At 64.4% G+C, this 22,151-nt stretch carries 22 protein-coding genes and 1 riboswitch; of the genes, 15 read left to right on the top strand and 7 right to left on the bottom strand.

All coding sequences use genetic code 11. The annotated features are described in order from the left end of the window. Nucleotides 1-81: 81 nt before the first annotated feature. Both WBG56_RS02135 and WBG56_RS02140 read left to right on the top strand, forming a co-directional pair. Nucleotides 82-699 carry a nitroreductase family protein gene (locus tag WBG56_RS02135; RefSeq protein WP_424264896.1) on the top strand — a complete coding sequence of 206 codons (618 nt, stop codon included), beginning with the start codon at nucleotides 82-84 and terminating at the stop codon, nucleotides 697-699. Continuing rightward, the gene (locus tag WBG56_RS02140; RefSeq protein ID WP_424264897.1) at nucleotides 696-1,544 is read left to right on the top strand and encodes an EamA family transporter; all 849 of its coding nucleotides are present in this window, start codon (nucleotides 696-698) and stop codon (nucleotides 1,542-1,544) included. The genes WBG56_RS02135 and WBG56_RS02140 overlap by 4 nt, the downstream gene beginning before the upstream one ends. Before the next feature lie 97 nt (nucleotides 1,545-1,641). On the opposite strand, the gene gnd is transcribed toward WBG56_RS02140, so the two are convergent. The 7 genes from gnd to WBG56_RS02175 form a co-directional block, all read right to left on the bottom strand. Beyond that, complete coding sequence (gene gnd / locus WBG56_RS02145; protein WP_424264898.1) at nucleotides 1,642-2,670, bottom strand: phosphogluconate dehydrogenase (NAD(+)-dependent, decarboxylating); 1,029 nt, start codon at nucleotides 2,668-2,670, stop codon at nucleotides 1,642-1,644. Between the two features lie 61 nt (nucleotides 2,671-2,731). After that, nucleotides 2,732-4,021, bottom strand: a complete 1,290-nt coding sequence (locus WBG56_RS02150; RefSeq protein WP_424264899.1) for a purine-cytosine permease family protein — start codon at nucleotides 4,019-4,021, stop codon at nucleotides 2,732-2,734. Between the two features lie 53 nt (nucleotides 4,022-4,074). Continuing rightward, nucleotides 4,075-4,168: riboswitch (TPP riboswitch) on the bottom strand. A 144-nt stretch (nucleotides 4,169-4,312) separates the two neighbouring features. Further along, nucleotides 4,313-4,726, bottom strand: a complete 414-nt coding sequence (gene panD / locus WBG56_RS02155; protein ID WP_298017740.1) for an aspartate 1-decarboxylase — start codon at nucleotides 4,724-4,726, stop codon at nucleotides 4,313-4,315. Nucleotides 4,727-4,839: 113 nt separating this feature from the next. Continuing rightward, nucleotides 4,840-5,616 carry a lipoyl protein ligase domain-containing protein gene (locus tag WBG56_RS02160; protein ID WP_424264900.1) on the bottom strand — a complete coding sequence of 259 codons (777 nt, stop codon included), beginning with the start codon at nucleotides 5,614-5,616 and terminating at the stop codon, nucleotides 4,840-4,842. After that, the gene (locus tag WBG56_RS02165; protein WP_424264901.1) at nucleotides 5,616-6,086 is read right to left on the bottom strand and encodes a TM2 domain-containing protein; all 471 of its coding nucleotides are present in this window, start codon (nucleotides 6,084-6,086) and stop codon (nucleotides 5,616-5,618) included. The genes WBG56_RS02160 and WBG56_RS02165 overlap by 1 nt, the downstream gene beginning before the upstream one ends. A gap of 86 nt (nucleotides 6,087-6,172) precedes the next feature. Further along, nucleotides 6,173-7,666 carry a glycerol kinase GlpK gene (gene glpK, locus WBG56_RS02170; RefSeq protein WP_424264902.1) on the bottom strand — a complete coding sequence of 498 codons (1,494 nt, stop codon included), beginning with the start codon at nucleotides 7,664-7,666 and terminating at the stop codon, nucleotides 6,173-6,175. Continuing rightward, nucleotides 7,663-8,439, bottom strand: coding sequence for a DeoR/GlpR family DNA-binding transcription regulator (locus tag WBG56_RS02175; protein ID WP_424264903.1), 777 nt, complete (start codon nucleotides 8,437-8,439; stop codon nucleotides 7,663-7,665). Before WBG56_RS02175 ends, glpK begins: the two co-directional genes overlap by 4 nt. A 133-nt stretch (nucleotides 8,440-8,572) precedes the next feature. Here WBG56_RS02175 and WBG56_RS02180 point away from each other — a divergent pair, with 133 nt between their 5' ends. The 13 genes from WBG56_RS02180 (at nucleotide 8,573) to WBG56_RS02240 (ending at nucleotide 22,118) form a co-directional block, all read left to right on the top strand. Next, nucleotides 8,573-9,658, top strand: coding sequence for an ABC transporter ATP-binding protein (locus WBG56_RS02180; RefSeq protein ID WP_424264904.1), 1,086 nt, complete (start codon nucleotides 8,573-8,575; stop codon nucleotides 9,656-9,658). Continuing rightward, entirely contained in the window at nucleotides 9,645-10,724 is a 1,080-nt protein-coding gene (locus WBG56_RS02185) for an ABC transporter ATP-binding protein (RefSeq protein ID WP_424264905.1), read from the top strand. The genes WBG56_RS02180 and WBG56_RS02185 overlap by 14 nt, the downstream gene beginning before the upstream one ends. After that, nucleotides 10,721-11,614 carry a carbohydrate ABC transporter permease gene (locus tag WBG56_RS02190; RefSeq protein WP_424264906.1) on the top strand — a complete coding sequence of 298 codons (894 nt, stop codon included), beginning with the start codon at nucleotides 10,721-10,723 and terminating at the stop codon, nucleotides 11,612-11,614. Before WBG56_RS02185 ends, WBG56_RS02190 begins: the two co-directional genes overlap by 4 nt. Next, nucleotides 11,607-12,425, top strand: coding sequence for a carbohydrate ABC transporter permease (locus WBG56_RS02195; protein ID WP_424264907.1), 819 nt, complete (start codon nucleotides 11,607-11,609; stop codon nucleotides 12,423-12,425). The genes WBG56_RS02190 and WBG56_RS02195 overlap by 8 nt, the downstream gene beginning before the upstream one ends. A 12-nt stretch (nucleotides 12,426-12,437) precedes the next feature. Continuing rightward, nucleotides 12,438-12,746 (top strand): DUF2160 domain-containing protein, encoded by a 309-nt coding sequence (locus WBG56_RS02200; protein WP_424264908.1) that lies wholly within the window; start codon nucleotides 12,438-12,440, stop codon nucleotides 12,744-12,746. A gap of 110 nt (nucleotides 12,747-12,856) precedes the next feature. Then, entirely contained in the window at nucleotides 12,857-14,590 is a 1,734-nt protein-coding gene (locus WBG56_RS02205) for an ABC transporter substrate-binding protein (RefSeq protein ID WP_424264909.1), read from the top strand. 20 nt (nucleotides 14,591-14,610) lie between these two features. Next, the gene (locus WBG56_RS02210; RefSeq protein WP_424264910.1) at nucleotides 14,611-16,224 is read left to right on the top strand and encodes an FAD-dependent oxidoreductase; all 1,614 of its coding nucleotides are present in this window, start codon (nucleotides 14,611-14,613) and stop codon (nucleotides 16,222-16,224) included. A 277-nt stretch (nucleotides 16,225-16,501) separates the two neighbouring features. After that, nucleotides 16,502-16,822, top strand: coding sequence for a flagellar transcriptional regulator FlhD (flhD, locus tag WBG56_RS02215; protein ID WP_424264911.1), 321 nt, complete (start codon nucleotides 16,502-16,504; stop codon nucleotides 16,820-16,822). A 3-nt stretch (nucleotides 16,823-16,825) separates the two neighbouring features. After that, nucleotides 16,826-17,383 (top strand): flagellar transcriptional regulator FlhC, encoded by a 558-nt coding sequence (flhC, locus tag WBG56_RS02220; RefSeq protein ID WP_424264912.1) that lies wholly within the window; start codon nucleotides 16,826-16,828, stop codon nucleotides 17,381-17,383. Between the two features lie 112 nt (nucleotides 17,384-17,495). Next, entirely contained in the window at nucleotides 17,496-18,365 is an 870-nt protein-coding gene (motA, locus tag WBG56_RS02225) for a flagellar motor stator protein MotA (protein ID WP_424264913.1), read from the top strand. 18 nt (nucleotides 18,366-18,383) lie between these two features. Then, nucleotides 18,384-19,517 (top strand): flagellar motor protein MotB, encoded by a 1,134-nt coding sequence (gene motB / locus WBG56_RS02230; protein ID WP_424264914.1) that lies wholly within the window; start codon nucleotides 18,384-18,386, stop codon nucleotides 19,515-19,517. 2 nt (nucleotides 19,518-19,519) lie between these two features. Continuing rightward, nucleotides 19,520-21,589 carry a chemotaxis protein CheA gene (gene cheA, locus WBG56_RS02235; RefSeq protein ID WP_424264915.1) on the top strand — a complete coding sequence of 690 codons (2,070 nt, stop codon included), beginning with the start codon at nucleotides 19,520-19,522 and terminating at the stop codon, nucleotides 21,587-21,589. A gap of 28 nt (nucleotides 21,590-21,617) precedes the next feature. After that, nucleotides 21,618-22,118 carry a chemotaxis protein CheW gene (locus WBG56_RS02240; protein WP_424264916.1) on the top strand — a complete coding sequence of 167 codons (501 nt, stop codon included), beginning with the start codon at nucleotides 21,618-21,620 and terminating at the stop codon, nucleotides 22,116-22,118. Nucleotides 22,119-22,151: the final 33 nt, after the last annotated feature.

Here is a 22,151-nt window from a genome sequence, read left to right on the forward strand (position 1 = left end):
TATTAATTAACTGCGATGGTTATTGTGCTCTATTGGTGAATTAAATACCATACCCGGACTGATCATCCACAAGTCGAAATCATGCAGCATCCAGCCATCACTCTCATCGAAAGACGGATTTCCGCCAACCACTTCGATCCGACTCATGTCCTGGCGGACGTGCGGATCGAAGAACTGGTGCGCCTCGCAACGCGTGCGCCCACCGCATACAACCTTCAGAACTGGCGCTTCATCGCGGTACGCACCCCGACGGCGAAGGCCAGGCTCCGGGAGCTGGCGTTCGGCCAAGTGAAGGTCTCCGATGCGGCCGTGACCTTCATCGTCTGCGGTCAGCTTCCCGAGGCGGCCAGCCTGCGTGCGCGACTGCATCCGTTTGTGGAGACGGGGCTGATGCCGGCTGCCATGGCGGCGGCATGGCAGGACAGCGCGCATGCCCAGTACGCCGACGACCCGGAAGCGGCGCGGGACGAAGCCATCCGCTCAGCCACGCTGGGTGCGGCCACGCTCATCTATGCCGCCGAGGCCATGGGCCTGGTGTCGGGGCCGATGGTTGGGTTTGATGCTGATGCCGTGATCCGGGAGTTTGGCCTCGCAAAAGGCGAGGTGCCCGCTATGCTGCTGCCCGTGGGCCGCGGGGCTCCGGGCAACTGGCCCCAGAAGCCGCGCCGTTCGCTGGCTGAAGTGTTGGAAATATCATGACGTCAAAAATTCTGGATCTTTCCATGACGGCCGTTGCGCCTGTCGTCTGGGGCAGCACCTACATCGTCACGACGCAGCTTCTCGCGGGCTTCTCGCCAATGGCCGTGGCCTTGTTGCGTGCGCTGCCCGCGGGCTTGCTGCTGCTGGTGATCGTGCGTCGGCTGCCGGCCGGAGTCTGGTGGCTGCGTTCTTTTATCCTGGGCGCGCTCAACATCTCGATATTCCTGAGCATGCTGTTCGTCGCAGCCTACCGGCTCCCCGGGGGCGTCGCCGGCACGGTGCTCGCATCCCAGCCCCTGATCGTCATCTTCCTTGCATCGCTGTTGCTGTCCGCCCGTTTGCGACTGCTGGCGGTCCTAGGCGCGCTGGTCGGCATAGGCGGAGTCGCTCTCCTGGTGCTCACGCCCAGCGCGGCCCTGGATGGGATCGGTATTCTGGCGGGCCTGGCCGGAGCGATATCGATGGCTTTCGGAATCACCTTGTCGCGTAAATGGCAGCCGCCGGTGTCGCCACTGACCTTCACGGCCTGGCAATTGACGGCGGGCGGCCTGCTGCTGGTGCCAGCCGTCCTGTTGGCAGCGCCATCGATGCCTGTCCCGACCGGGGCGAATTTTTTAGGGCTTGCCTGGTTGGGCCTGGTGGGCGCGGCGCTCACCTACGCCCTCTGGTTCCGGGGCATCGGGCGGCTCGCGCCATCCGTTGTGTCTTCGTTGTTGCTCCTGAGTCCGCTGACGGCCGTGCTGCTGGGATGGGGCTTTCTGGGCGAGAGCCTGACGGCGCCTCAGATGGCGGGGATCGCACTCGTAGTTGCCAGCATATGGCTTAGCCAGCGCGTCAACACATGATCAGCCCGCCTGCAGATCACCGGCAGGGCTCACGCCATCTGCCGCCCGCTTTGCATCCGTTCCCGGGATATCCGATTTTCCGGATAGTGGGTATCTTTCATTCCGACGCGGGCATATCGGAGGCGGGGATTTCCACGTGGCCGCCGAACGCATGCCGCATGGCGGACAGCACCCGGTTGGCGAAATCGTCTTCGCCGCGCGAGGCAAAGCGTGAATACAGCGCGGCGCTGAGCACGGGCGTGGGCACGGCTTCGTCGATGGCCGCCTGGATGGTCCAGCGGCCTTCGCCGGAATCCGATACCCGGCCCTGGAAGCCGGACAGGGCCGGGTTGCCGGCCAACGCCGTGGCGGTGAGATCCAGCAGCCAGGAACTGATCACGCTGCCGTGCCGCCAGAGCTCGGCGATGTCGGGCAGATTCATGTCGTACTGATAGTGTTCCGGATTGCGCAGCGGCGTCGTTTCGGCCGTGGCGGCGTGCGTCTGCCGCCCGATGTCGGCGTGACGCAGGATGTTCATGCCCTCGGCGTAGGCGGCCATGATGCCGTACTCGATGCCGTTGTGCACCATCTTCACGAAATGGCCTGCGCCATGCGGGCCGCAATGCAGCCAGCCCTGATCCGCCGTGCCGCCGGCCGGCCGGCCCGGCGTGCGCGGCTGCGTGCCGGCGCCGGGCGCCAGGGTGGTGAAGATCGGGGTCAGGTGTTCCACCGCCTCGTCGCCTCCCACCATCAGGCAATAGCCGCGTTCCAGGCCTGCGATGCCGCCGCTGGTGCCGACGTCCACATAATGGATGCCCAGGGGTTGCAGGGCGGAGGCGCGCCGCAGGTCGTCGTGATAGTGGGAATTGCCGCCGTCGATGACGATGTCGCCGGCCTCCAGCAGCGGGGTCAGCTCGGACAGCACGGCGTCGACCGTGCCCGCCGGCACCATCAGCCAGATGGCGCGCGGCGCCGCCAGGGCGGCCACCAGAGCCTGCAGGGTCGGAGCTCCGGTTGCGCCCTGCGCCGCCAGACGCTGGATGGCCTCGTGATTTTGGTCGTGGACCACGCAATCATGGCCGCCGCGCAACAGGCGGGTTGTCATGTTGGCGCCCATGCGCCCCAGTCCGATCATGCCGATTTGCATTGTGGAACTCGAAAGAAGTAAGGGGACGATGGCTGCCGTTCGCCCGCCCGGAACCTCGGTGTCAGGCGGGTTGGGTGCTTTGAGCGTGTGCCCGGGCGCTCAGCGCTCCCAGTGAGAAGGTCAGCAGCAGCGTCGGCAGGGCGCTGCCGTATTGCGGCGCCCACAAGGCCAGCGCATGGTAGCACACGATGCCCAGCGCCCAGATCAGGGCAGGGGCGGCATGCACGGACCGTTGCGCTTCGGCGGCGGGCAGGGTGCGCAGCCCCAGCCGCCCCAGGATCGTGCCGAACAGCGGCACGAACACCGAGCTGAGCGTCAGCAGAAAGGGTTCCAGCGTGTGCATGGGCAACACCATGGCCAGCGCCATCGACAGCACGGCCAGCACGGTGCCCCAGGCCTTCAGGCTGAGACGCGGCAGCAGGCTGTGGCCGCTGACCGATCCGGAATACAGATCGCCGTAGGTATTGTCCAGTTCGTCGATCAGGATCAGGCCCAGGGCCAGCAGGCCGCCTTGCGCCATCAGCAGGGCGCTCACCATGTCGGTGTCCGGCCCGGTGACCGTGATCACCAGGACGCCCAGTGCATAGCACCAGATGTTGGCGATCGTGTAGCCCAGCCAGGTCCCCGCCAGCGCGCCCCGGCTGCTGCGTCCGTGGCGGGCGTAATCGGCGACCAGGGGCAGCCAGGACACCGGCATGGCGATGACCAGGTCCAGGGCCTGGAAGGTATTCATGCTGCCGTCGCCCGCGCGTCGCCACAGGTTCTGAAGGGCGCCGCCGTCCAGCTTCAGGCCGAACTGCACCGTCAGCCAGACCAGCGACAGCACCACCAGGGGCAGGCCGATGCGGCTGACGATGCGCCGGACCAGGGTCACCATGGACCCGCGCAGCAGCAGCAGGATGATCAGCCCCCAGAACAGGGTGGGCAGCACCAGGCCGGTATCCAGGCCCAGGGTGCGCTGCCCGATGGCGCGGGTGCCGTCGCGCATGATGACCAGTTCGAACGTCGCCCAGCCGACCAGCTGCACGACGTTCAGCAGCACGGGCAGGCGGGCGAAACGCCGGCCGTAGACGGCGTGGATCAGGCCCGCGCTGGACAGGCCGCTGTCGCAGCCGATGCGCGCCACCCAGGCCAGCAGCCCCGCGCCCAGGATGGAACCGGCAATCACGGCGGTCAGGGCCGCCTGCATGCCCAGCGCCGGGACCAGGTAGGCCCCGACCTGGATGACCAGCAGCCCTACGCCCAGGCTGAACCATAGGGACATATGGTCGTGCCAGCCGAAGACGCGTTCGATCGGCGCGCCGGTGGAGGACGAAGAAGCGGGAGGAAGCGGAGAGGAATGCGGGTTCATGGCGCGCCTGTCTGTCTAACGGCGGGAGGCAGGCGCACGCGACGGAAAGCCGTCGCCATGGCGAGCTGCTTTCCTGCGCGAGGATGATCTCAATCAGGTTCGAAGGGACTGTCTCAGCCGCCTGTGGCGGCACCCCTAGCGAGGCTCGAAAATGGGTAAAACCTGGACGATTGTAGGCGGCTGGCGGTTGATCGGCAAGGATGCCGCCCCGCGCGGGCGGTTTTCAAACCGGCCGGCCCGGGGCGGGCCGGCCTCGCGGCGCCCGGCGCGCGTGCGCGTGACGCCTGGTCTTCAGTCGAAGTGGACGATCTCGAAGCTCAGGCGGCCCTGTTCGTCGCGGCCCACCGAATAGCCCAGGTGTTCGCGCACGCTGTTGTCGGCGTGAAAGGTCAGCACGACGGGCTTGATGTGTTCCAGTTCCGATTCCTGGATGTATTCGGAATTGGCGATGATGACCTCGTCGCCGCGCTGGCAGGTGCGGGCGGCCGCGCCGTTCAGGATGCAGCAGCGCGAGCCGCGTTCGCCGTAGATGACGTAGGTGCTGATGCGGGCGCCGGAATTCTTGTTCCAGATGTCCACGAATTCCATGGGCAGGATGCCGGCCGCTTCGCAGTGGTCGGGGTCCAGCGTGATGGACCCGTGGTAGTCCAGGTCGGCTCCGGTGACGCGGATGCCATGCAGTTTGGCGCGGACGATTTTTCTCATTGCGGTTCCAGAGGGCGAAAATTGAGCAGGCCGTATTCTAGCGCCTTGCGGCGCAGCATCCAGTGTGGCGGATGTCGGCGGAGATATGGGCGTGCGCGGCCGGTGGCGCGTGTTCAGATGGGCGCGGAAGTCTGCCGCAGGATGGCTTCCAGGCGGGCGCGGAATGCGGCGGGAAAGCCCGCCCGCTCTGCCGGAGGCAGGCAGGCGTCGAGCGACAGCACCTTGTTCGCGTCGTACCGCCTGGTGTTCCGCAGGGCGATTTCCAGGGCATTGGCCTGCGCCGTCGCAGCGGGGGTATCGCACTGCAGCAAAACCAGGGCGTGCGCCAGACCGATCTGGTGTTCCGCCGCCGGGCCGGCCGCGGGTTCTGGATGATCATCGGCGAGCGCCGCGGAGGCCGGGACTCGCCGCCAGAGCTGCGCCGTCCCGACCACCTTGCGGGCGGGCGTGCCGACCGCCAGGTTGTAGCGTCCGTCGCAGAATGACCCTTCCACTGCCTGGGCCCGGGCATCGATGCCGGAAAACAGCAGGGCGGCGGCGATCAGGCTGCACAGGTGCTGGTAAAGCGCGTCGGAATGGTCCAGCGGCCGGCCGGTGAAGACCCGGGCCAGGCTGACGTTCAGGATGCCAGGCCCTTGCGGCACGACGCCGCCGCCCGATTGGCGGACGTGGATGGGCCAGCCCAGGGCTGCGAACGCCGCCTGCGCCTCGGCGAATCCGGGCCGCGCGGCGTAGGTGCGCGGGACGACCAGCCCCTGGGGGGCCTGCCAGAGACAGGCGACGGGGCCGTCGGCGGCTTGCGCCAGCAGCGCCTCGTCGGCCAGCGGCCCGCCCTCCGGGGCCGGGCCGAAGTCCAGCAGCCGGTAGCGCGCGGAGGCGGGGGTGGGCATCAATGCAGTTGCGTGGCGGCGAAGGTTTCGTCGTCCATGAACAGGTAGCGGATGGCGTCGATCAGCCCCAGCACTACGGCCAGCGGCACGAAGATCCAGGCCATGACCAGAAAGCCCAGGCCCCAGCCGATCTGTCCCAGGAAAAATCGGTGCGCGCCCAGCCAGCCCAGGAAAATAGCCAGCACGATCGCGATGCGTCGCTGGGATGTCGGCCGGCCCAGGGATTCGCGGCGGGAGCCCAGAATCCACAGGCTGGCGGGCACGGTCAGCAACAGCGCCAGCAGGACCTTGCCGGTATGGGCCTGCAAATAGGCGCTGATCACGGTGAAGAGCTCGTCGACGTTGCGGATCAGCACACCGGTCAGGCTGGAGATCCAGGCAAAGACCTGGCCGAATGCCAGCTCGCCGAAGCTGAGCGCCAGCAGGATGACGACGAAGACGGCGACGATCAGAATGATTTTCTTGAACATGGGGGCTGCCGGAGTCCTGAGGGAACCCGCCCGCGCCGCAGGGGCGCGCGGCGGACTGAACCGTCATTCTATCGGGATTGGACCCATCAGCGCGCCGTCGCCTGGCGAATCGCGTGATTCCATTGATCCAGGCGCTCGGCCGCCTGGTCGCGGGGCATGGCGGGGTCGAACTGGCGCTCGATGCGCCATAACGATTCCAGTTCCTGCAGATCGGCGTAGACGCCGGCCTGCAGCCCTGCCAGGAAGGCTGCGCCCAGGGCGGTCGTTTCCACCATGGTGGGGCGCAGCACCGGAATGCCCAGCAGGTCGGCCTGGAACTGCATCAGCAGATCGTTGACGCAGGCGCCGCCGTCGACCCGCAGCGCCTGCAGCCCGTCGGCGCCCGCCGCCTGCGCGTCGCGGCTCATGGCCTGCAGCAGGGCGGCGCTCTGGTAGGCGATGCTTTCCAGCGCGGCGCGGGCGATGTGCGCCATCGTCGTGCCCCGGGTCAGGCCGGTGATCGTGCCGCGCGCCTGCGGGTCCCACCAGGGGGCGCCCAGCCCGGTGAAGGCGGGCACGAACATGACGCCGGCCGAATCGGGCACGCTGCGGGCCATTTCCTCGATGTCGCTGCTGCGGGTGAAGGCGCGCAGGCCGTCGCGCAGCCATTGGACCACGGCGCCGCCGACGAATACGCTGCCTTCCAGCGCGTAGGCGGGGCGGGCATCGGTCTGTGCCGCGCTGGTCGTCACCAGGCCGTTTTCGGAGACCTGGAAGCGGTCTCCGGTGTGCATCAGCATGAAGCAGCCGGTGCCGTAGGTGTTCTTCGCCATGCCGGGGCGAAAGCAGGCCTGGCCGAACAGGGCGCTTTGCTGGTCGCCGGCGACGCCGCAGATGGGCACGGCATGGTCCAGGATGTCTGGTGCGGTCCGGCCGAAGTCGGCGGACGAGGGCAGGATCTGCGGCATCATGGCCGCCGGGATGTCCAGGCGGTCCAGCAGGTCCGCGTCCCAGGCGTTGCGGTGCACGTCCATCAGCATGGTGCGGGCCGCGTTGCTGACGTCGGTCAGGTGGCGCTGTCCGCCGGTCAGTTGCCAGATCAGCCAGCTGTCGATGGTGCCGAACAGCAGTTCACCCGCCTGGGCGCGGGCGCGCGCGCCCGGCACCTGGTCCAGGATCCATTTCAGCTTGGTGGCCGAAAAATAGGCGTCGATGCGCAATCCCGTGCGCTGCAGGATCGTGGCTTCCAGACCCTGCTTGCGCAGTTCGGCGCAGGTGGGTTCGGCGCGCCGGTCCTGCCAGACGATGGCGGGGTGGATGGGTTCGCCCGTGCGGCGGTCCCAGACCACGGTCGTCTCGCGCTGGTTGGTGATGCCGATGGCCCGGATGTCGCGGGCCGACACGCCCGCCCGGTGCAAAGCCTCGCGCATGGTGTCGCGCTGGGTGCGCCAGATTTCCATCGCGTCGTGCTCCACCCAGCCGGGTTGCGGGTAATGCTGGGTGAACTCGCGTTGGGCCACGCCGACAATGCGGCCTTGGCGGTCGAATACGATGCTGCGGGTGCTGGAAGTGCCCTGGTCCAGGGCAAGCAGGTACGTCATGTGGAATCCTCGGGGGCGATCACGCAATCGACTTCGGCCGTCTTCAACAGGCCCGGAAAGGGTTCCGGAGGGCGGGCGTCGGTGAACAGGCGGTCGATCTGCGACAGATCCCCCAGGCGTACCATCGCCGGCCGGTGGAATTTGCTGGCGTCGGTGGCCATCCAGACCTCGCGAGCGGATTGCATGATGGCCTGCGAGACTTTCACTTCCCGGTAATCGTAATCGCGCAGCGTGCCGTCTTCCTCGATGCCCGAAATGCCCATCAGGGCGATGTCGACGCGGAACTGGCGGATGAATTCGACCGTGGCCTCGCCTACGATGGCCAGGTCGCGCGGGCGCACGTTGCCGCCCGCCAGGATCACCTCGCAGCCCGGCTGGTGCCCCAGGGTGTAGGCCACGTTGATGTTGTTGGTGATGATGCGTAGCCCCGTATGGCCGGTCAGCGCCTGCGCGATGGCTTCGGCGGTGGTGCCGATATTGATCATCAGCGAACAGTCGTTGGGGATCTCCCGGGCGATGGCCTGGGCGATGCGCCGTTTCTCCGCGGCGTGCAGCTGGGCCCGCTGGCGATAGGCGATGTTCTCCGTAGTGGAGGACAGCAATCGCGCCCCGCCGTGAAAGCGGATCAGCTGGTTGGCCTCGGCCAGACGCTGCACGTCGCGGCGCACGGTCTGGACCGTGACCTGCAGGTGGCCGGCAAGATCGTCCAGGCTGCACGAGCCTGCGATGTGCAAGTGTTTGAGCAGTCTGATCTGGCGCGGATTGGGACTCATGATTGCGACAAGGGTTTGAACAAAAAGACTGTACAACGAAACAAAAGGAACTGATCCTAGGGTTTGTATGGACGACAAATCGATTAAAAACGAACAATAATTCTCAAAATGGAATCTTGAGGAGAACCGTTCCATGCTGCTTGAACTGGCAGGGATCGAGAAGCAGGTGGGCGCGGATACGTGGCTGTATCCACTGGATCTGGCGCTGAGGGAGTCCGCCGTCACCGTATTGCTGGGGGCCACCCGGGCGGGCAAGACCAGCCTGATGCGCATCATGGCCGGCCTGGACGCGCCCACGGCGGGGCAGGTGCGCGTGGACGGGCAGGATGTGACTGGCGTGCCGGTGCGCCGCCGCAATATCGCCATGGTGTATCAGCAGTTCATCAACTATCCCTCCATGACCGTGGCGGACAACATCGCATCGCCGCTGCGCTTGCGCGGGCAACGCGATATCCGGGCCAGGGTCCTGGAGATCGCAAGCACCCTGCACATCGAGGAATTCCTGGACCGCCTGCCGGCAGAGCTGTCCGGCGGCCAGCAGCAACGGGTCGCGCTGGCCAGGGCCTTGGCCAAGGACGCCCCCTTGATGCTGCTGGACGAGCCGCTGGTCAATCTGGACTACAAGCTGCGCGAAGACCTGCGCGAAGAGCTCGGGGTCATGTTTTCCCAGGGCCGTTCGACCGTGGTGTATGCCACGACCGAACCGGCGGAAGCCCTGCTGCTGGGAGGGCATACGGCCGTGCTGGACCGCGGCGAACTGCTGCAGTATGGCCCCACCATCGATGTCTTCCGGCAGCCGAACTCCATCCGGGTGGCGCGGGCGTTCAGCGATCCGCCCATGAACTTCCTCGAAGCCCGGGCCGATGGCGACGCGCTGCGTGTCCGGGGCATGGATGCCCCGCTGCCGCCGGGCGGACCCGCCGTGCCGCCCGGGGCGGTCACGATCGGCTTGCGGGCCGCCGATCTGTCACTGCGGGATCGCGGCGAGGACTGCCGGATCAGCGGGCAGGTGCAACTGGCGGAAATCTCGGGCTCGGCCACGTATGTGCATGCGCAGACGCCGGTGGGCAATCTGGTCGCGCAGGTGCCCGGCGTCAGTCACCATCGCCTGGGCGAGGCCATCACGCTGCATTTTTCCAGCCGCCGGGCCTATGTGTTCGGCGCGGACGAGTCCCTGCTGCGCGCGCCGCGGACGGAGGTCCATCATGGCGCGCATTGATCTGGACCTGGCCCACAGCTATCAGCGCGCGGTGCGTTCCGACGCGGACTACGCCCTGCTGCCGCTGAAAATCACCTTCGAAGACGGCGGGGCGTATGCCTTGCTGGGGCCTTCGGGCTGCGGCAAGACCACCATGCTGAACATCATTTCCGGTTTGGTCACGGCATCTCACGGGTCGGTATGTTTCGATGGCGTGGATCGCACCCGGGCCACGCCGCAGCAGCGCAATATCGCCCAGGTGTTCCAGTTTCCCGTGATCTACGACACTATGACGGTCGGTCAGAATCTGGCCTTCCCCTTGCGCAACCGCAAGGTGCCGGCCGCCCAGGTGCGCGAACGGGTGGGGCGCATCGCGGAAATGCTGGATCTGTCCGCCGTGCTGGATCAGCGGGCCGCCAATCTGGCGGCGGATGCCAAGCAGAAGATCTCGTTGGGGCGGGGACTGGTGCGGCCCGACGTGTCGGCGGTGCTGTTCGACGAACCCTTGACGGTGATCGACCCCCACCTGAAATGGGAACTGCGCCGCAAACTCAAGCAGATCCATCATGAATTGGGCCTGACTCTGATCTACGTCACCCATGATCAGGTCGAAGCCATGACCTTTGCCGATCAGGTGCTGGTGATGGCGCGGGGCAGGGTGGTGCAACAAGGCACGCCCGCCGAATTGTTCGAACGGCCGCACCACACCTTCGTCGGTCATTTCATCGGCTCGCCGGGCATGAATCTGCTGCCCGTCGAGCGGCAGGAGGATCGGTCGCTGCGGTTTGCCGGCCAGGCTGTGCCGGGCGGCGATTCCCTGGACTTGCCTGTCGGGCCGCTGACCCTGGGCATCCGCCCCGAATACCTGCGCGTGCTGGCGCAACCCGGGCCCGGAACCGTTCCAGGCGTCGTGCGGCAGGTGCGGCACGTGGGCACCAGCCAGCTGCTCAGCGCCCAGGCGGGGGACCGGGAACTCAAGGCGCATATTGCGCCCGATGCGCCGGCGCCCGCGCCTGGCGCCCAGGTGCATCTGGGCCTGCTCGACCCCCATACCTGCTTCTACCGGAACGAGGAGCTCATCGCATGAGCGCGACCGTCAAACCCGTCAATCAGAAGGCCTGGTGGCTGATCCTGCCGGTCATCCTGTGCGTGGCCTTTTCAGCCATCATCCCGCTGATGACCGTGGTGAATTATTCGGTGCAGGACATCCTCGGGCCCAATCAGGCCGTATTTGTGGGGACGGAATGGTTCGCCAGCGTCATGCGCGATGAAGACCTGCACGCCGCCCTGCTGCGCCAGTTGCTGTTTTCCGGCGCGGTGCTGGCCATCGAGATCCCCTTGGGCGTGATGCTGGCATTGTCCATGCCGGCCAAGGGCTGGCGGGCCTCGGCTGTCCTGGTCATCGTGTCGTTGTCCCTGCTGATTCCCTGGAATGTGGTGGGCACCATCTGGCAGATCTTCGGGCGTACCGATATCGGCCTGTTCGGCTGGGTGCTGACGCGGCTGGGCATCGATTACAGCTACGTGGGCAATCCCGCGCAGGCCTGGCTGACCGTGTTGCTGATGGATGTCTGGCACTGGACGCCGCTGGTGGCGTTGCTGGCCTATGCGGGGCTGCAGGCCATCCCCGAAGCCTACTACCAGGCCGCCAGCATCGACGGCGCCAGCAAATGGGCGGTCTTTCGCTACATCCAGCTCCCCAAGCTGCGCGGCGTGCTGATGATCGCCGTGCTGCTGCGTTTCATGGACAGCTTCATGATCTACACCGAACCGTTCGTGCTGACAGGCGGCGGGCCGGGCAGTTCCACCACCTTTTTAAGCCAGTATCTGACTCAGAAGGCCATCGGGCAATTCGACATGGGCCCGGCCGCGGCCTTTTCCCTGGTGTATTTCCTGATCATTCTGCTGCTGTGCTTTGTCCTTTATAACTGGATGCTTCGGGTCGGCACGAGCACCACGGAGGCCCGCCATGACTGAACGACACTGGCTGCCTCGCAAGCGCACGGTCTTTCTGGTGCTGTATCTGCTGTTCGCGCTGGCCCCCATTTATTGGATGGTGGTCATGAGTTTCAAGACCAACCAGGGCATCCTGGCCGAGTTTTCGGTCTTTCCCCGGGAATTCACGCTGGACAGCTACCGCCTGATCCTCACGGATCCGTCCTGGTACATGGGCTACGTCAACAGCCTGGCCTACGTCTGCCTGAACATGGTCATGGCCATCGCGGTCGCCCTGCCTGCCGCCTATGCGTTTTCCCGCTATTCCTTCCTGGGCGACAAGCATGTCTTCTTCTGGCTGCTGACCAACCGCATGACGCCGCCCGCAGTCTTTCTGCTGCCGTTCTTCCAGCTGTATTCCACGCTGGGGCTGCTGGATACCTATTGGGCGGTCGCGCTGGCCCATCTGCTGTTCAACGTGCCCCTGGCCGTCTGGATCCTGGAAGGCTTCATGAGCGGCATTCCCCGCGAAATCGATGAAACCGCCTATATAGATGGCTATAGCTTTCCCCGGTTCTTCCTGACGATCTTCCTGCCCTTGATCAAGTCGGGGGTCGGGGTGGCGGCCTTCTTCTGTTTCATGTTCAGTTGGGTCGAATTGCTGCTGGCCCGTACCCTGACCAGCGTCGATGCCAAGCCGATCGCGGCCATCATGACGCGCACGGTCTCGGCCTCCGGCATGGATTGGGCCACCCTGGCGGCAGCCGGCACGCTGACCATCGTGCCTGGGGCCATCGTCATCTGGTTTGTCCGTCACTATATTGCCAAGGGCTTCGCCATGGGGCGGGTCTAGGGGGATCGCATCATGTTCGATTGGATGGTCTGGACCGTGCCGACGGCCGTGTTTTTCATCTGTATCGCTGTACTGCTGGTCGGAATGACCCTGTGGGAAATCCGATCGCCCACCGTCCTGCGCAAGGGATATCTGCCCATGGCAACCACCCGGGGGGACCGCCTGTTCATCGGCCTGCTGGTGGCGGCCTACATCAACCTGGGTTTTCTGGGGCTGGGCGAGCAGATCATGGACTGGTTCTCGCTGCAGGAAGAGCCCTCGGTCTGGATCAGCTTCGCGCTGTCCATGGCGGCCTTGGTGTTTGTGATGCGCAAAGCCTGAGACAAGAGCGCCGCCGGCTTCAGACCGGCGTTGCAATCGGGTCGATCGCCGTACCCCGCGGTATCGCCCTTCAGAAGCACTTGGGGACTTCCAAACGAGAGGAGAGCATCATGAGATTTCGCTACACCGCCATGGCACTGGCCATCGCCTGCGCCATGGGCAGCCAGGCTGCCTGGGCTGGCATGGCCGAAGCCCAGAAATGGATCGATACGGAGTTCCAGCCCTCGACCCTGAACAAGGATCAGCAGAAGGCGGAAATGCAATGGTTCATCGATGCTGCCGCCAAGCTCAAGGCCCAGGGCGTCAACGAGATTTCCGTGGTGTCCGAAACCCTGACGACCCACGAATACGAGTCCAAGGTTCTGGCCAAGGCCTTCGAGGAAATCACCGGGATCAAGGTGCACCATGATCTGATCCAGGAAGGCGACGTCGTCGAAAAGCTGCAGACCTCGATGCTGTCGGGGAAATCCATCTATGACGGCTGGATTTCCGACTCCGACCTGATCGGCATGCACTACCGGTACGGCGAGGTTCTGTCCCTCACCGACTATATGAAAGGCGCCGGCAAGGAATACACCAACCCCGGTCTGGATCTGAAGGACTTCATCGGCACGTCGTTCACCACGGCGCCCGACGGCCAGATGTACCAGTTGCCCGACCAGCAGTTCGCCAATCTGTACTGGTTCCGCTACGACCTGTTCAACCGTCCGGACCTGAAGGAAAAATTCAAGGCCAAGTACGGCTATGACCTGGGCGTTCCGATCACCTGGACGGCCTACGAGGACATCGCCAAATTCTTCACCGACGACGTCAAGACCATCGACGGCAAGCCCATCTACGGCCATATGGATTATGGCAAGAAGGACCCGTCGCTGGGCTGGCGCTTCACCGACGCGTGGCTGTCCATGGCGGGCGAGGCCGACAAGGGCACCCCCAATGGCCTGCCCGTCGACGAATGGGGCATCCGGGTGGCGGACGACAATTGCACGCCCGTCGGCGCTTCTGTCGAACGGGGCGGGGCCACCAATTCGCCCGCGGCGGTCTATGCGCTGACCAAATATATCGACTGGATGAAGAAATACGCCCCCAAGGTGGCGCAGGGCATGACCTTCTCCGAATCCGGCCCGGTGCCGGCCCAGGGCGAAATCGCCCAGCAGATCTTCTGGTACACCGCCTTCACGGCCGACATGACCAAACCGGGCCTGCCGGTCGTCAATGCGGACGGCACGCCGAAATGGCGCATGGCTCCGGCGCCGCACGGCCCCTACTGGAAGGAGGGCATGCAGAACGGCTACCAGGACGTGGGTTCGTGGACGTTCTTCAAGAATCACGATCCCAAGAAGGTCGCGGCGGCCTGGCTGTACGCCCAGTTCGTCACGGCCAAGACCACGTCCCTGAAGAAATCCATCACGGGTCTGACCTTCATCCGCGATAGCGACATCCACAGCGATTACTTCACCAAGAACGCCAATAAATACGGCGGCCTGATCGAGTTCTATCGCAGCCCGGCCCGCGTCGCCTGGACGCCGACCGGCACCAACGTGCCCGACTATCCCAAGCTGGCGCAATTGTGGTGGCGCAACGTCTCCCAGGCCATCGCCGGGGAAAAGACGCCGCAGCAGGCGATGGACAACCTGGCCACCGATATGGACAAGGTCATGGCGCGGCTGGAGCGCGCGGGTATGAAGCGCTGCGCGCCGAAGCTCAATCCCAAGAGCGATCCTTCCAAGTGGCTCAGCGATGCGCACGCCCCCTGGAAGAAACTGGCCAATGAAAATCCGAAGCCGGAAACGGTTTCGTATGATTCTTTGTTGCAGGCCTGGAAGGAAGGTCGCGTTCGTTAAGTCTTCATGGTGTCAACACGATGTCCCAACCTGCTGAACACGTTCCGGCCCTGACGGATCGGACCCAATTGCTGCAATCCCTCGATGCCCTGCGCGAGGTGGATCTGATCGTGATCGGGGGAGGCGCCAGCGGGTTGGGAGTCGCTCTGGATGCCCGGCTGCGGGGCCTGTCGGTCCTGCTGCTGGAATCCCGCGATTTTGCGGGCGGCACCTCGTCGCGGGCCACCAAACTGGTGCACGGCGGGGTCCGTTATCTGGCTCAAGGCAATATCAGCCTGGTCCGGGAGGCCTTGCACGAAAGGCGGGCGCTGCTGAACAACGCGCCGCACCTGGCCCAGCCACTGGCTTTCATCATGCCGGCCTACCGACCCTGGGAGGTCCCGTTCTACGGCGCCGGCCTCAAAATCTACGATGCCCTGGCCGGCGCGGCCAGCCTGGGCAGGACGCGCTGGCTGGGACGCGGCAGCACGCTCCGGGAACTGCCCGGGGTCAACGGCCGCCACCTCTACGGAGGTGTCAAATACTGGGACGGCCAGTTTGACGACGCCCGCCTGGCTCTGGCCCTGGCGCGCACCGCCGCGGCGCAAGGCGCGCTGGTCGTGAACTATTGTCCTGTGATCGACATCCTGCATGAGGGCGGCCGGGTGTGCGGCGTGCGCTGGCAGGACGCGCTGGCGCCCGACGGCGCTCCCCGAGAGGGGCAGGTGCGGGCGCGCTGCGTCATCAACGCCACCGGGGTGTGGGTGGACGACGTCCGTCGCCTGGACGATGCCGCCCGGGGGCAGACGATGCGGCCCATGGTGGCCCCCAGCCAGGGGGTGCACCTGGTGGTGGATCGCTCCTTTCTTCCAGCGGATCATGCGCTCCTGCTGCCGCATACCCGGGATGGCCGGGTCCTGTTCGCCGTTCCCTGGCTGGGGCATGTGATCCTGGGCACCACGGATACGCCCCGGGACAAAGTGGAGCGTGAACCCCACGCCCTGGTGGAGGAAGCCCGCTTCATCCTGAACGAGTCCGCCCACGTGCTCGCCCGGGCCCCCAAGGCCGATGACGTGTTGAGCGTCTGGGTCGGATTGCGGCCTTTGGTGCGCCCCGATGATCAGGATGGCGGCAATACCAAGTCCATCAGCCGTGAACATACCGTGCGGATCAGTCCTTCCGGCCTGGTGACGGTGACGGGCGGCAAGTGGACGACGTATCGTTCAATGGCCGAAGACGTGTTGCGTCAATGCGTGCAGGCGGGGCAGCTGGATGCCTTGCCCGCCTGCCGGACCGCCCGCTTTCCGCTGGTGGGGGCGCCCGCTCCTGCGCAGGCTGCGACGCGCCTGAGCGTGCTGCCCGGATTGCAGGGGTATGGCACCGAGGCGCCGGCCGTCCAGGCGCTGCCGGGCGCCAGTGTGCCCCTGGGGCTGGGTCTGACCGAGGCCATGGTGCGCTATGCCGCTCGTCATGAATATGCGCGGTGTGTCGAGGATGTGTTGGCCCGACGCCACAGAATGCTATTCTTGAATGCAGCGCTGGCGCAGCAGGCCGCCCCTGCCGTATCCTCGATTCTTCGTGACGAAATCGGCACGGATGGCCAGTTGGACAATTTCCTTGCGCTGGCGGACCAATATCGCCGTGTCCCTGCCTGAAAGACCTTGCGCGCGCATCAAGATTTATTGTCAATTAATAATATTTAGAAACAATTGAATCTCTTGTAAATTGACAAGTAATGTCAATTTTGCCGCTAATTGAGACTATACTTCGCCTGTCCATGTCAAATTTGCATGGAATTGTTTCTTTGATGTCTGAATTTAATTCCCGTAGCGACCTGAAACGTGACAAAGATCTTCTGGCGTGACTGTCTGATGCTGAAAGATCCGGTCCGGGTTCATGAGCTCGGGGGCAGCCATTCTCAAAAGGGATCCCATGTCTGATATTGATTCTGCGTTGTTGGACGACATTCGCGAAGTCAATCTTTCCTATCTGATGCTGGCGCAGCGCCTGTTGCGTGAAAACCTGGCTGCCGGCATGTTCCGGCTGGGGTTCGGCGCGGATGTCGCGGAAATCATCCTGAATCTCTCGCCTGCCCAGATCGTCAAGCTGGCCAGCTCCAATTCCGTGCTGTGCGCCTTCCGCCTGAACGACGCCCAACTATTGAACTCCCTGACCCACGAGGTCCTGGGAGGGGTATTGCAGCAGGCTCACTCCACGATCCTCATGAGCCGGCAGGAAGCCGTCACCGCCTGATCCATGACCAGTAAAAGCGTATCTCGCGAGGCCGACGACATCCTGCTGGCGACCGACATGATCCGCTTGGGCGCCCGTCTGCAGGTGCTGCAGGCGGAAACGTCGCTCAGCTACGATCGTCTGGCCCGCCTGTATCGGGAAGTCAAAGGCGCTTCGCCTCCGAAGGGCATGCTGCCGTTTTCGGTGGACTGGTTCATGACCTGGCTGCCGAACATTCATTCCAGCCTGTTCTACAACATCTACCGCTACCTGGACACGTTCACCCCCGCCAGGAAATCGCACGCGCTGGTCCAGGCGTATCGCCTTTATCTGGAACAGTCCGCAGCGGGGTTGCAGCCGGGGGAACCGCAGGCCGAACCTGTCCTCAGTTTCACGCGGGCCTGGATGCTGGTGCGGTTTTTCGACAGTGGTTTGGTGCAGCTGTCCTGTTGTCAGCAATGCCACGGTCAGTTCGTGGCGCATGCTCATGATCCGGAATCCGATTTTGTCTGCGCCATCTGCAAACCGCCTCCCCGGGCAGGCAAGACCCGGGCGCGGCGCAAGGCCCACACCATCGCCTGAATGGCGGCAGATACCGGATTTGTGGACAAAAAGACCTGTTGAACCATGCTTTTAAAAGCATGAAAACAGGCGAACATTGACAGCATTCTGACGACTAACAAGGCGCGCGCACGTGTTTATCATTCTGGGGTATCTGATTGTCCTGATCGGGGTGTTTGCCAGCTTCATCGGGGTGGGCGGGCATCTGGGGGCCTTGTACCAGCCTTTTGAATTCCTGCTGATCGGCGGCTGCGCCCTGGGTGCGTACATTGGCGGCAGCAACGGCGCTTCCATCAAGCTGCTGATCGAAGCCATTCCCAAGGCCATCAAGCGCAATCCCTACGGCAAGCCGCTGTACATGGAATTGCTGGCGCTGCTGTATACCCTGCTGAACAAGGCCCGGCGCGATGGCCTGATGTCCATCGAATCCGATATCGAAGACCCCAAGTCCAGCGCCATCTTCACGCAGTATCCCCAGGTCCAGAAAGACGCCAAGCTGATGGAATTCCTGACGGATTACCTGCGCATCATGATCAGCGGCAACATGAACCCCTTCGAAATCGAAACCCTGATGGACCAGGAAATCGAGGCCCTGCACAGCGAACACAATACCCCCATCAACGCGGTGCGCGCCGTCGCCGACAGCTTGCCGGCCTTTGGTATCGTGGCGGCGGTGCTGGGGGTGGTGCATGCGCTGGCCGCCGTCGACCAGCCGCCTGCCGTCCTGGCCGACCTGATTGCCAAGGCTATGGTCGGTACTTTCCTGGGCATCCTGCTGTCCTATGGGTTCGCCGCGCCGTTTGCCGCTGCGGTGGAACGCCAGTCCGTGGCGGCCGTCAAGGTCCTGGAATGCATCAAGGTCACGCTGCTGGCCAGCATGAATGGCTACCCGCCGCCCCTGGCCGTTGAATTCGGCCGCAAAGTCCTGTTCTCCACGGTTCGGCCCTCGTTTGCCGAACTGGAAGCCCACGTCCGGCAGGCCAAGAGCCAGGCCGCCAAGTAAGGCAGGGGGCAAAGGGCTATGGCCAAACAGGATACCGGCCGGGTGGTCGTTCGCCGTAAGCGTGCTTACGGCGAAGGGCATCATGGGGGCAGCTGGAAGATCGCCTATGCCGACTTCATGACGGCGATGATGGCGTTTTTCCTGGTCATGTGGCTATTGCTGCTGGTGCCGAAAACGGAACTCGAAGGGATCGCCGAGTATTTCCGCATGCCGCTGATCACCGCCGTGACGGGGGGGCCCAAGGTCGACAACAGCCGGTCGGTGATTCCGGGAGGCGAACCCAGCGTCGTGCCCAACAAGAACCCGACGCCGCCCCAGATGATGGATCTGGAGAACCAGGAAGACCAGCTCGACCAGGAAAGCCTGGAGAACCTGAAGCAGAAGCTGGAAACACTGATCGAGAACAATCCGGTGCTCAAGCAGTTCCGGCCGCAATTGCTGCTGGACATGACGCCGGACGGCCTGCGCATCCAGATCCTGGATCAGCAGAATCGCCCCATGTTCGCCACCGGCAGCGCCCGGGTTCAGCCCTACATGCGCGACATCCTGCGCGAACTGGCTCCGCCCATCAATCAGCTGCCCAATTCCATCACGATTTCCGGCCATACGGACGCCATGCAGTACGCGGCGGGCGACCGCAGCTACAGCAACTGGGAACTGTCGGCCGATCGGGCCAACTCGGCCCGCCGTGAATTGGTGACCGGCGGTCTGGTCGAGCGCAAGGTCAAGCGCATCCTCGGGCTGGGCGATACGGTCAACCTGATCCAGGACGATCCCATGGCGGCCGTGAACCGCCGCATCAGCATTCTGGTGCTGAACCGCCAGGCGGAACGGCGCATCGATGCCCAGAACAGCGCGGGCGCCAGCGGGAAACGGATCCGTGAACTGCTGGAAGAACTCAGCCATCCGGATCGGCCGGGCGGCGCTGTTCCCGCAACGGGCGCGGCGGCGCCTGCGGTAACCGGCGGCGCGCCCTCCGCGCCGGGCTCCGCTCCGTCTGCTGCTCCGGCAGTCGCGCCATCTTCCGCCCCGGCAGCCGCGCCTGCGGGGGCTGCATCACCGGCAGGCGCGACGCCGCCTGCGGTAAACCAACCATCCGGCGCACCGGCGGCAATGCCCGTTCCGGCGGCCGGCAATCAAGGGCGAGGGTAATCATGAGTGCAGGTGTGGACCTCAGCGAATTCTACGATACGTTCTTTGACGAGGCCGACGAGCTGTTGGCCAATATGGAACAACTGCTTCTGAACCTGGATCTGGCGAATCCCGACTCCGACGAACTCAACGGGATCTTCCGGGCGGCGCATTCCATCAAGGGAGGGGCCGGCACGTTCGGCTGCTTCGAGGAACTTGCCAAGACGACCCACCTGCTGGAAAACCTTCTGGACCTGATCCGTCACGGCGAGTTGGCCTTGCGTCAGGATATGATCGACATCTTTCTGGAAACCAAGGACGTGTTGACCGATCAAGTCGCCGCGTATCGCGGCTCGGAAAAGCCCGACCAGCAAGTCTACGAGCGCATCTGCGCTCAACTGAGGCAGCTGGCCCTCGAACATCAGCAGGGCGGCCCCGCGGCTGCGGCCCCGGCCGCTCCGGCGCCCGTCTCCGCCTCTGCGCCCGCTGCCAGCGCTCCGGTCCCGGTCGCGACGGCTGGCGCCTTGCCGGTGCGGGTGCGCATCAATAGCATCCAGGACAAGGACGTCGAGCCTCTGTGCAACGAGATGGCGCTGATGGGCGCCATCCTGCACCGTGATCACCGTGACGGCAATCTGTCCCTGTGGCTGCAGACCGGCACGCCGGCAGCCGATCTCGAAGCGGTCTGCTGCTTCATCGTCAATGCCGATCAGGTGGACGTGACTCACGAAGCCTTGCCGGGCGCGGCCGTAGCCGCGCCGGCGGTCGGCGCCGAACCGGCCAGTCCGCCTGCCGCGCCGCCTGCCGCGGAATCGCCCGCGGCCGACGCCGACACCGCCTCGTCCGCCGCGTCGATGGATCATCCCGCCGATGGCGGCGACAAGTCCGCCGCGCACAAGGCCAAGAAAGAAAGCGGCACCATCCGGGTCGGGGTGGAAAAGGTCGACCAGATCATCAATCTGGTGGGCGAACTGGTCATTACCCAGGCCATGCTGGTGCAGACGGCGCAGTCCCTGGATCCGGTCTTGCATGACCGCTTGCTCAACGGCATCGAACAGCTGGACCGCAATGCCCGCGATCTGCAGGAAGCCGTCATGTCGATCCGCATGATGCCCATGGACTATGTTTTCAGCCGCTTCCCCCGGGTGGTGCGCGAAAACGCCCATAAGCTGGGCAAGCAGATCAAGCTGGTCACCAAGGGCCAGGCCACCGAGCTGGACAAGAGCCTGATCGAGCGCATCATCGATCCCTTGACCCACCTGGTGCGCAACAGCCTGGATCACGGCATCGAGACGCCCGAAGCCCGCATCGCCCAGGACAAGGACCCCGAAGGCACCCTGATCCTGTCGGCCCAGCATAATGGCGGGCAGATCATCATCGACGTGATCGACGACGGGGCGGGGTTGAATCGCGAGAAAATCATGAAAAAGGCTGTCGCGCTGGGTTTCCCGGTCTCCGATGCCACGCCCGATGATGAAATCTGGCAACTGATTTTCGCGCCGGGGTTTTCCACCGCCGACAAGGTCACGGATATTTCCGGGCGCGGCGTGGGCATGGATGTCGTGCGTCGCAACATCCAGAGCATGGGCGGGCATGTGCAGTTGTCGTCGCGCAAGGGGCAGGGCACGACCACGCGCATCGTGCTGCCGCTGACCCTGGCCATTCTGGACGGCATGTCGGTCAAGGTGGGCGAGGAAACCTTCATCCTGCCGCTGTCGCACGTGACCGAGTCCATGCAGGCCAGCGTCGAACAGATCCACCGCATTTCCGAGACCGAGCAGATGCTGCACGTGCGTGGCGAATACCTGCCGGTCGTGGCCTTGCACGAAGTCTTCAACGTGGGCAATGCCGAAACCGACCTGACCAAGGCCATCGCCGTCATTCTGCAGGCGGAAGACCAGCGCTTCGCGCTGATGGTCGATCACTTGATCGGCCAGCATCAGGTCGTCGTCAAAAACCTGGAAACCAATTACCGCAAGGTTCCGGGGATTTCCGCCGCCACTATTCTGGGCGATGGCAGCGTGGCGCTGATCGTGGATGTCTTCGCCTTGCGTCGCGCCACCGCCCTGCGTTCGTCAGCCACGGCTGCCTGATCCTCCATCTTCCCGCTACGGAGCCACCATGAATCTCACGGAACTCAAACAGGGTCAGGCCGAAACCCAAGGCCAGGAATTCCTGATCTTTACCCTGGCCGACCAGGAATATGGCATCGATATCCTGAAGGTGCAGGAAATCCGGGGCTATGACAGCCAGACCGTGACGCGCATCGCCAACGTCCCGTCCTTCATCAAGGGCGTGACCAATCTGCGTGGGGTCATCGTTCCCATCGTCGATCTGCGCATGAAATTCAATATGGACAATGTGGAATACACCGCCCAGACCGTGGTGGTGATCCTCAACGTCAATTCGCGGGTCGTCGGCGTGGTCGTCGATGGCGTGTCCGATGTCTTGATTCTGCAGACCTCGCAGATCAGTTCGGCGCCGCAGTTCGGCTCGGCCTTTTCCACGGAGCACCTGACCGGCATCGGCACGGTCGGCGATCGCATGCTGATTCTGGTGGATATCGAAAAACTCATGACCAGCGAAGAAATGGCGCTGGTCGAAAGCGCGGCGGCTGCCTGAACCGCACAGCCGTCCGCACTCTCTCAGACACAT

It is taken from the genome of Castellaniella sp., assembly GCF_049671645.1.
Classification (GTDB): domain Bacteria; phylum Pseudomonadota; class Gammaproteobacteria; order Burkholderiales; family Burkholderiaceae_B; genus Castellaniella.

Excerpts from the sequence above, each read along its gene's own strand:
- WBG56_RS02135 (WP_424264896.1), top strand. The coding sequence starts at position 82 with ATGCAGCATCCAGCCATCACTCTCATCGAAAGACGGATTTCCGCCAAC.
- WBG56_RS02140 (WP_424264897.1), top strand. The coding sequence starts at position 696 with ATGACGTCAAAAATTCTGGATCTTTCCATGACGGCCGTTGCGCCTGTC.
- gnd (WP_424264898.1), bottom strand. The coding sequence starts at position 2,670 with ATGCAAATCGGCATGATCGGACTGGGGCGCATGGGCGCCAACATGACA.
- WBG56_RS02150 (WP_424264899.1), bottom strand. The coding sequence starts at position 4,021 with ATGAACCCGCATTCCTCTCCGCTTCCTCCCGCTTCTTCGTCCTCCACC.
- panD (WP_298017740.1), bottom strand. The coding sequence starts at position 4,726 with ATGAGAAAAATCGTCCGCGCCAAACTGCATGGCATCCGCGTCACCGGA.
- WBG56_RS02160 (WP_424264900.1), bottom strand. The coding sequence starts at position 5,616 with ATGCCCACCCCCGCCTCCGCGCGCTACCGGCTGCTGGACTTCGGCCCG.
- WBG56_RS02165 (WP_424264901.1), bottom strand. The coding sequence starts at position 6,086 with ATGTTCAAGAAAATCATTCTGATCGTCGCCGTCTTCGTCGTCATCCTG.
- glpK (WP_424264902.1), bottom strand. The coding sequence starts at position 7,666 with ATGACGTACCTGCTTGCCCTGGACCAGGGCACTTCCAGCACCCGCAGC.
- WBG56_RS02175 (WP_424264903.1), bottom strand. The coding sequence starts at position 8,439 with ATGAGTCCCAATCCGCGCCAGATCAGACTGCTCAAACACTTGCACATC.
- WBG56_RS02180 (WP_424264904.1), top strand. The coding sequence starts at position 8,573 with ATGCTGCTTGAACTGGCAGGGATCGAGAAGCAGGTGGGCGCGGATACG.
- WBG56_RS02185 (WP_424264905.1), top strand. The coding sequence starts at position 9,645 with ATGGCGCGCATTGATCTGGACCTGGCCCACAGCTATCAGCGCGCGGTG.
- WBG56_RS02190 (WP_424264906.1), top strand. The coding sequence starts at position 10,721 with ATGAGCGCGACCGTCAAACCCGTCAATCAGAAGGCCTGGTGGCTGATC.
- WBG56_RS02195 (WP_424264907.1), top strand. The coding sequence starts at position 11,607 with ATGACTGAACGACACTGGCTGCCTCGCAAGCGCACGGTCTTTCTGGTG.
- WBG56_RS02200 (WP_424264908.1), top strand. The coding sequence starts at position 12,438 with ATGTTCGATTGGATGGTCTGGACCGTGCCGACGGCCGTGTTTTTCATC.
- WBG56_RS02205 (WP_424264909.1), top strand. The coding sequence starts at position 12,857 with ATGAGATTTCGCTACACCGCCATGGCACTGGCCATCGCCTGCGCCATG.
- WBG56_RS02210 (WP_424264910.1), top strand. The coding sequence starts at position 14,611 with ATGTCCCAACCTGCTGAACACGTTCCGGCCCTGACGGATCGGACCCAA.
- flhD (WP_424264911.1), top strand. The coding sequence starts at position 16,502 with ATGTCTGATATTGATTCTGCGTTGTTGGACGACATTCGCGAAGTCAAT.
- flhC (WP_424264912.1), top strand. The coding sequence starts at position 16,826 with ATGACCAGTAAAAGCGTATCTCGCGAGGCCGACGACATCCTGCTGGCG.
- motB (WP_424264914.1), top strand. The coding sequence starts at position 18,384 with ATGGCCAAACAGGATACCGGCCGGGTGGTCGTTCGCCGTAAGCGTGCT.
- cheA (WP_424264915.1), top strand. The coding sequence starts at position 19,520 with ATGAGTGCAGGTGTGGACCTCAGCGAATTCTACGATACGTTCTTTGAC.
- WBG56_RS02240 (WP_424264916.1), top strand. The coding sequence starts at position 21,618 with ATGAATCTCACGGAACTCAAACAGGGTCAGGCCGAAACCCAAGGCCAG.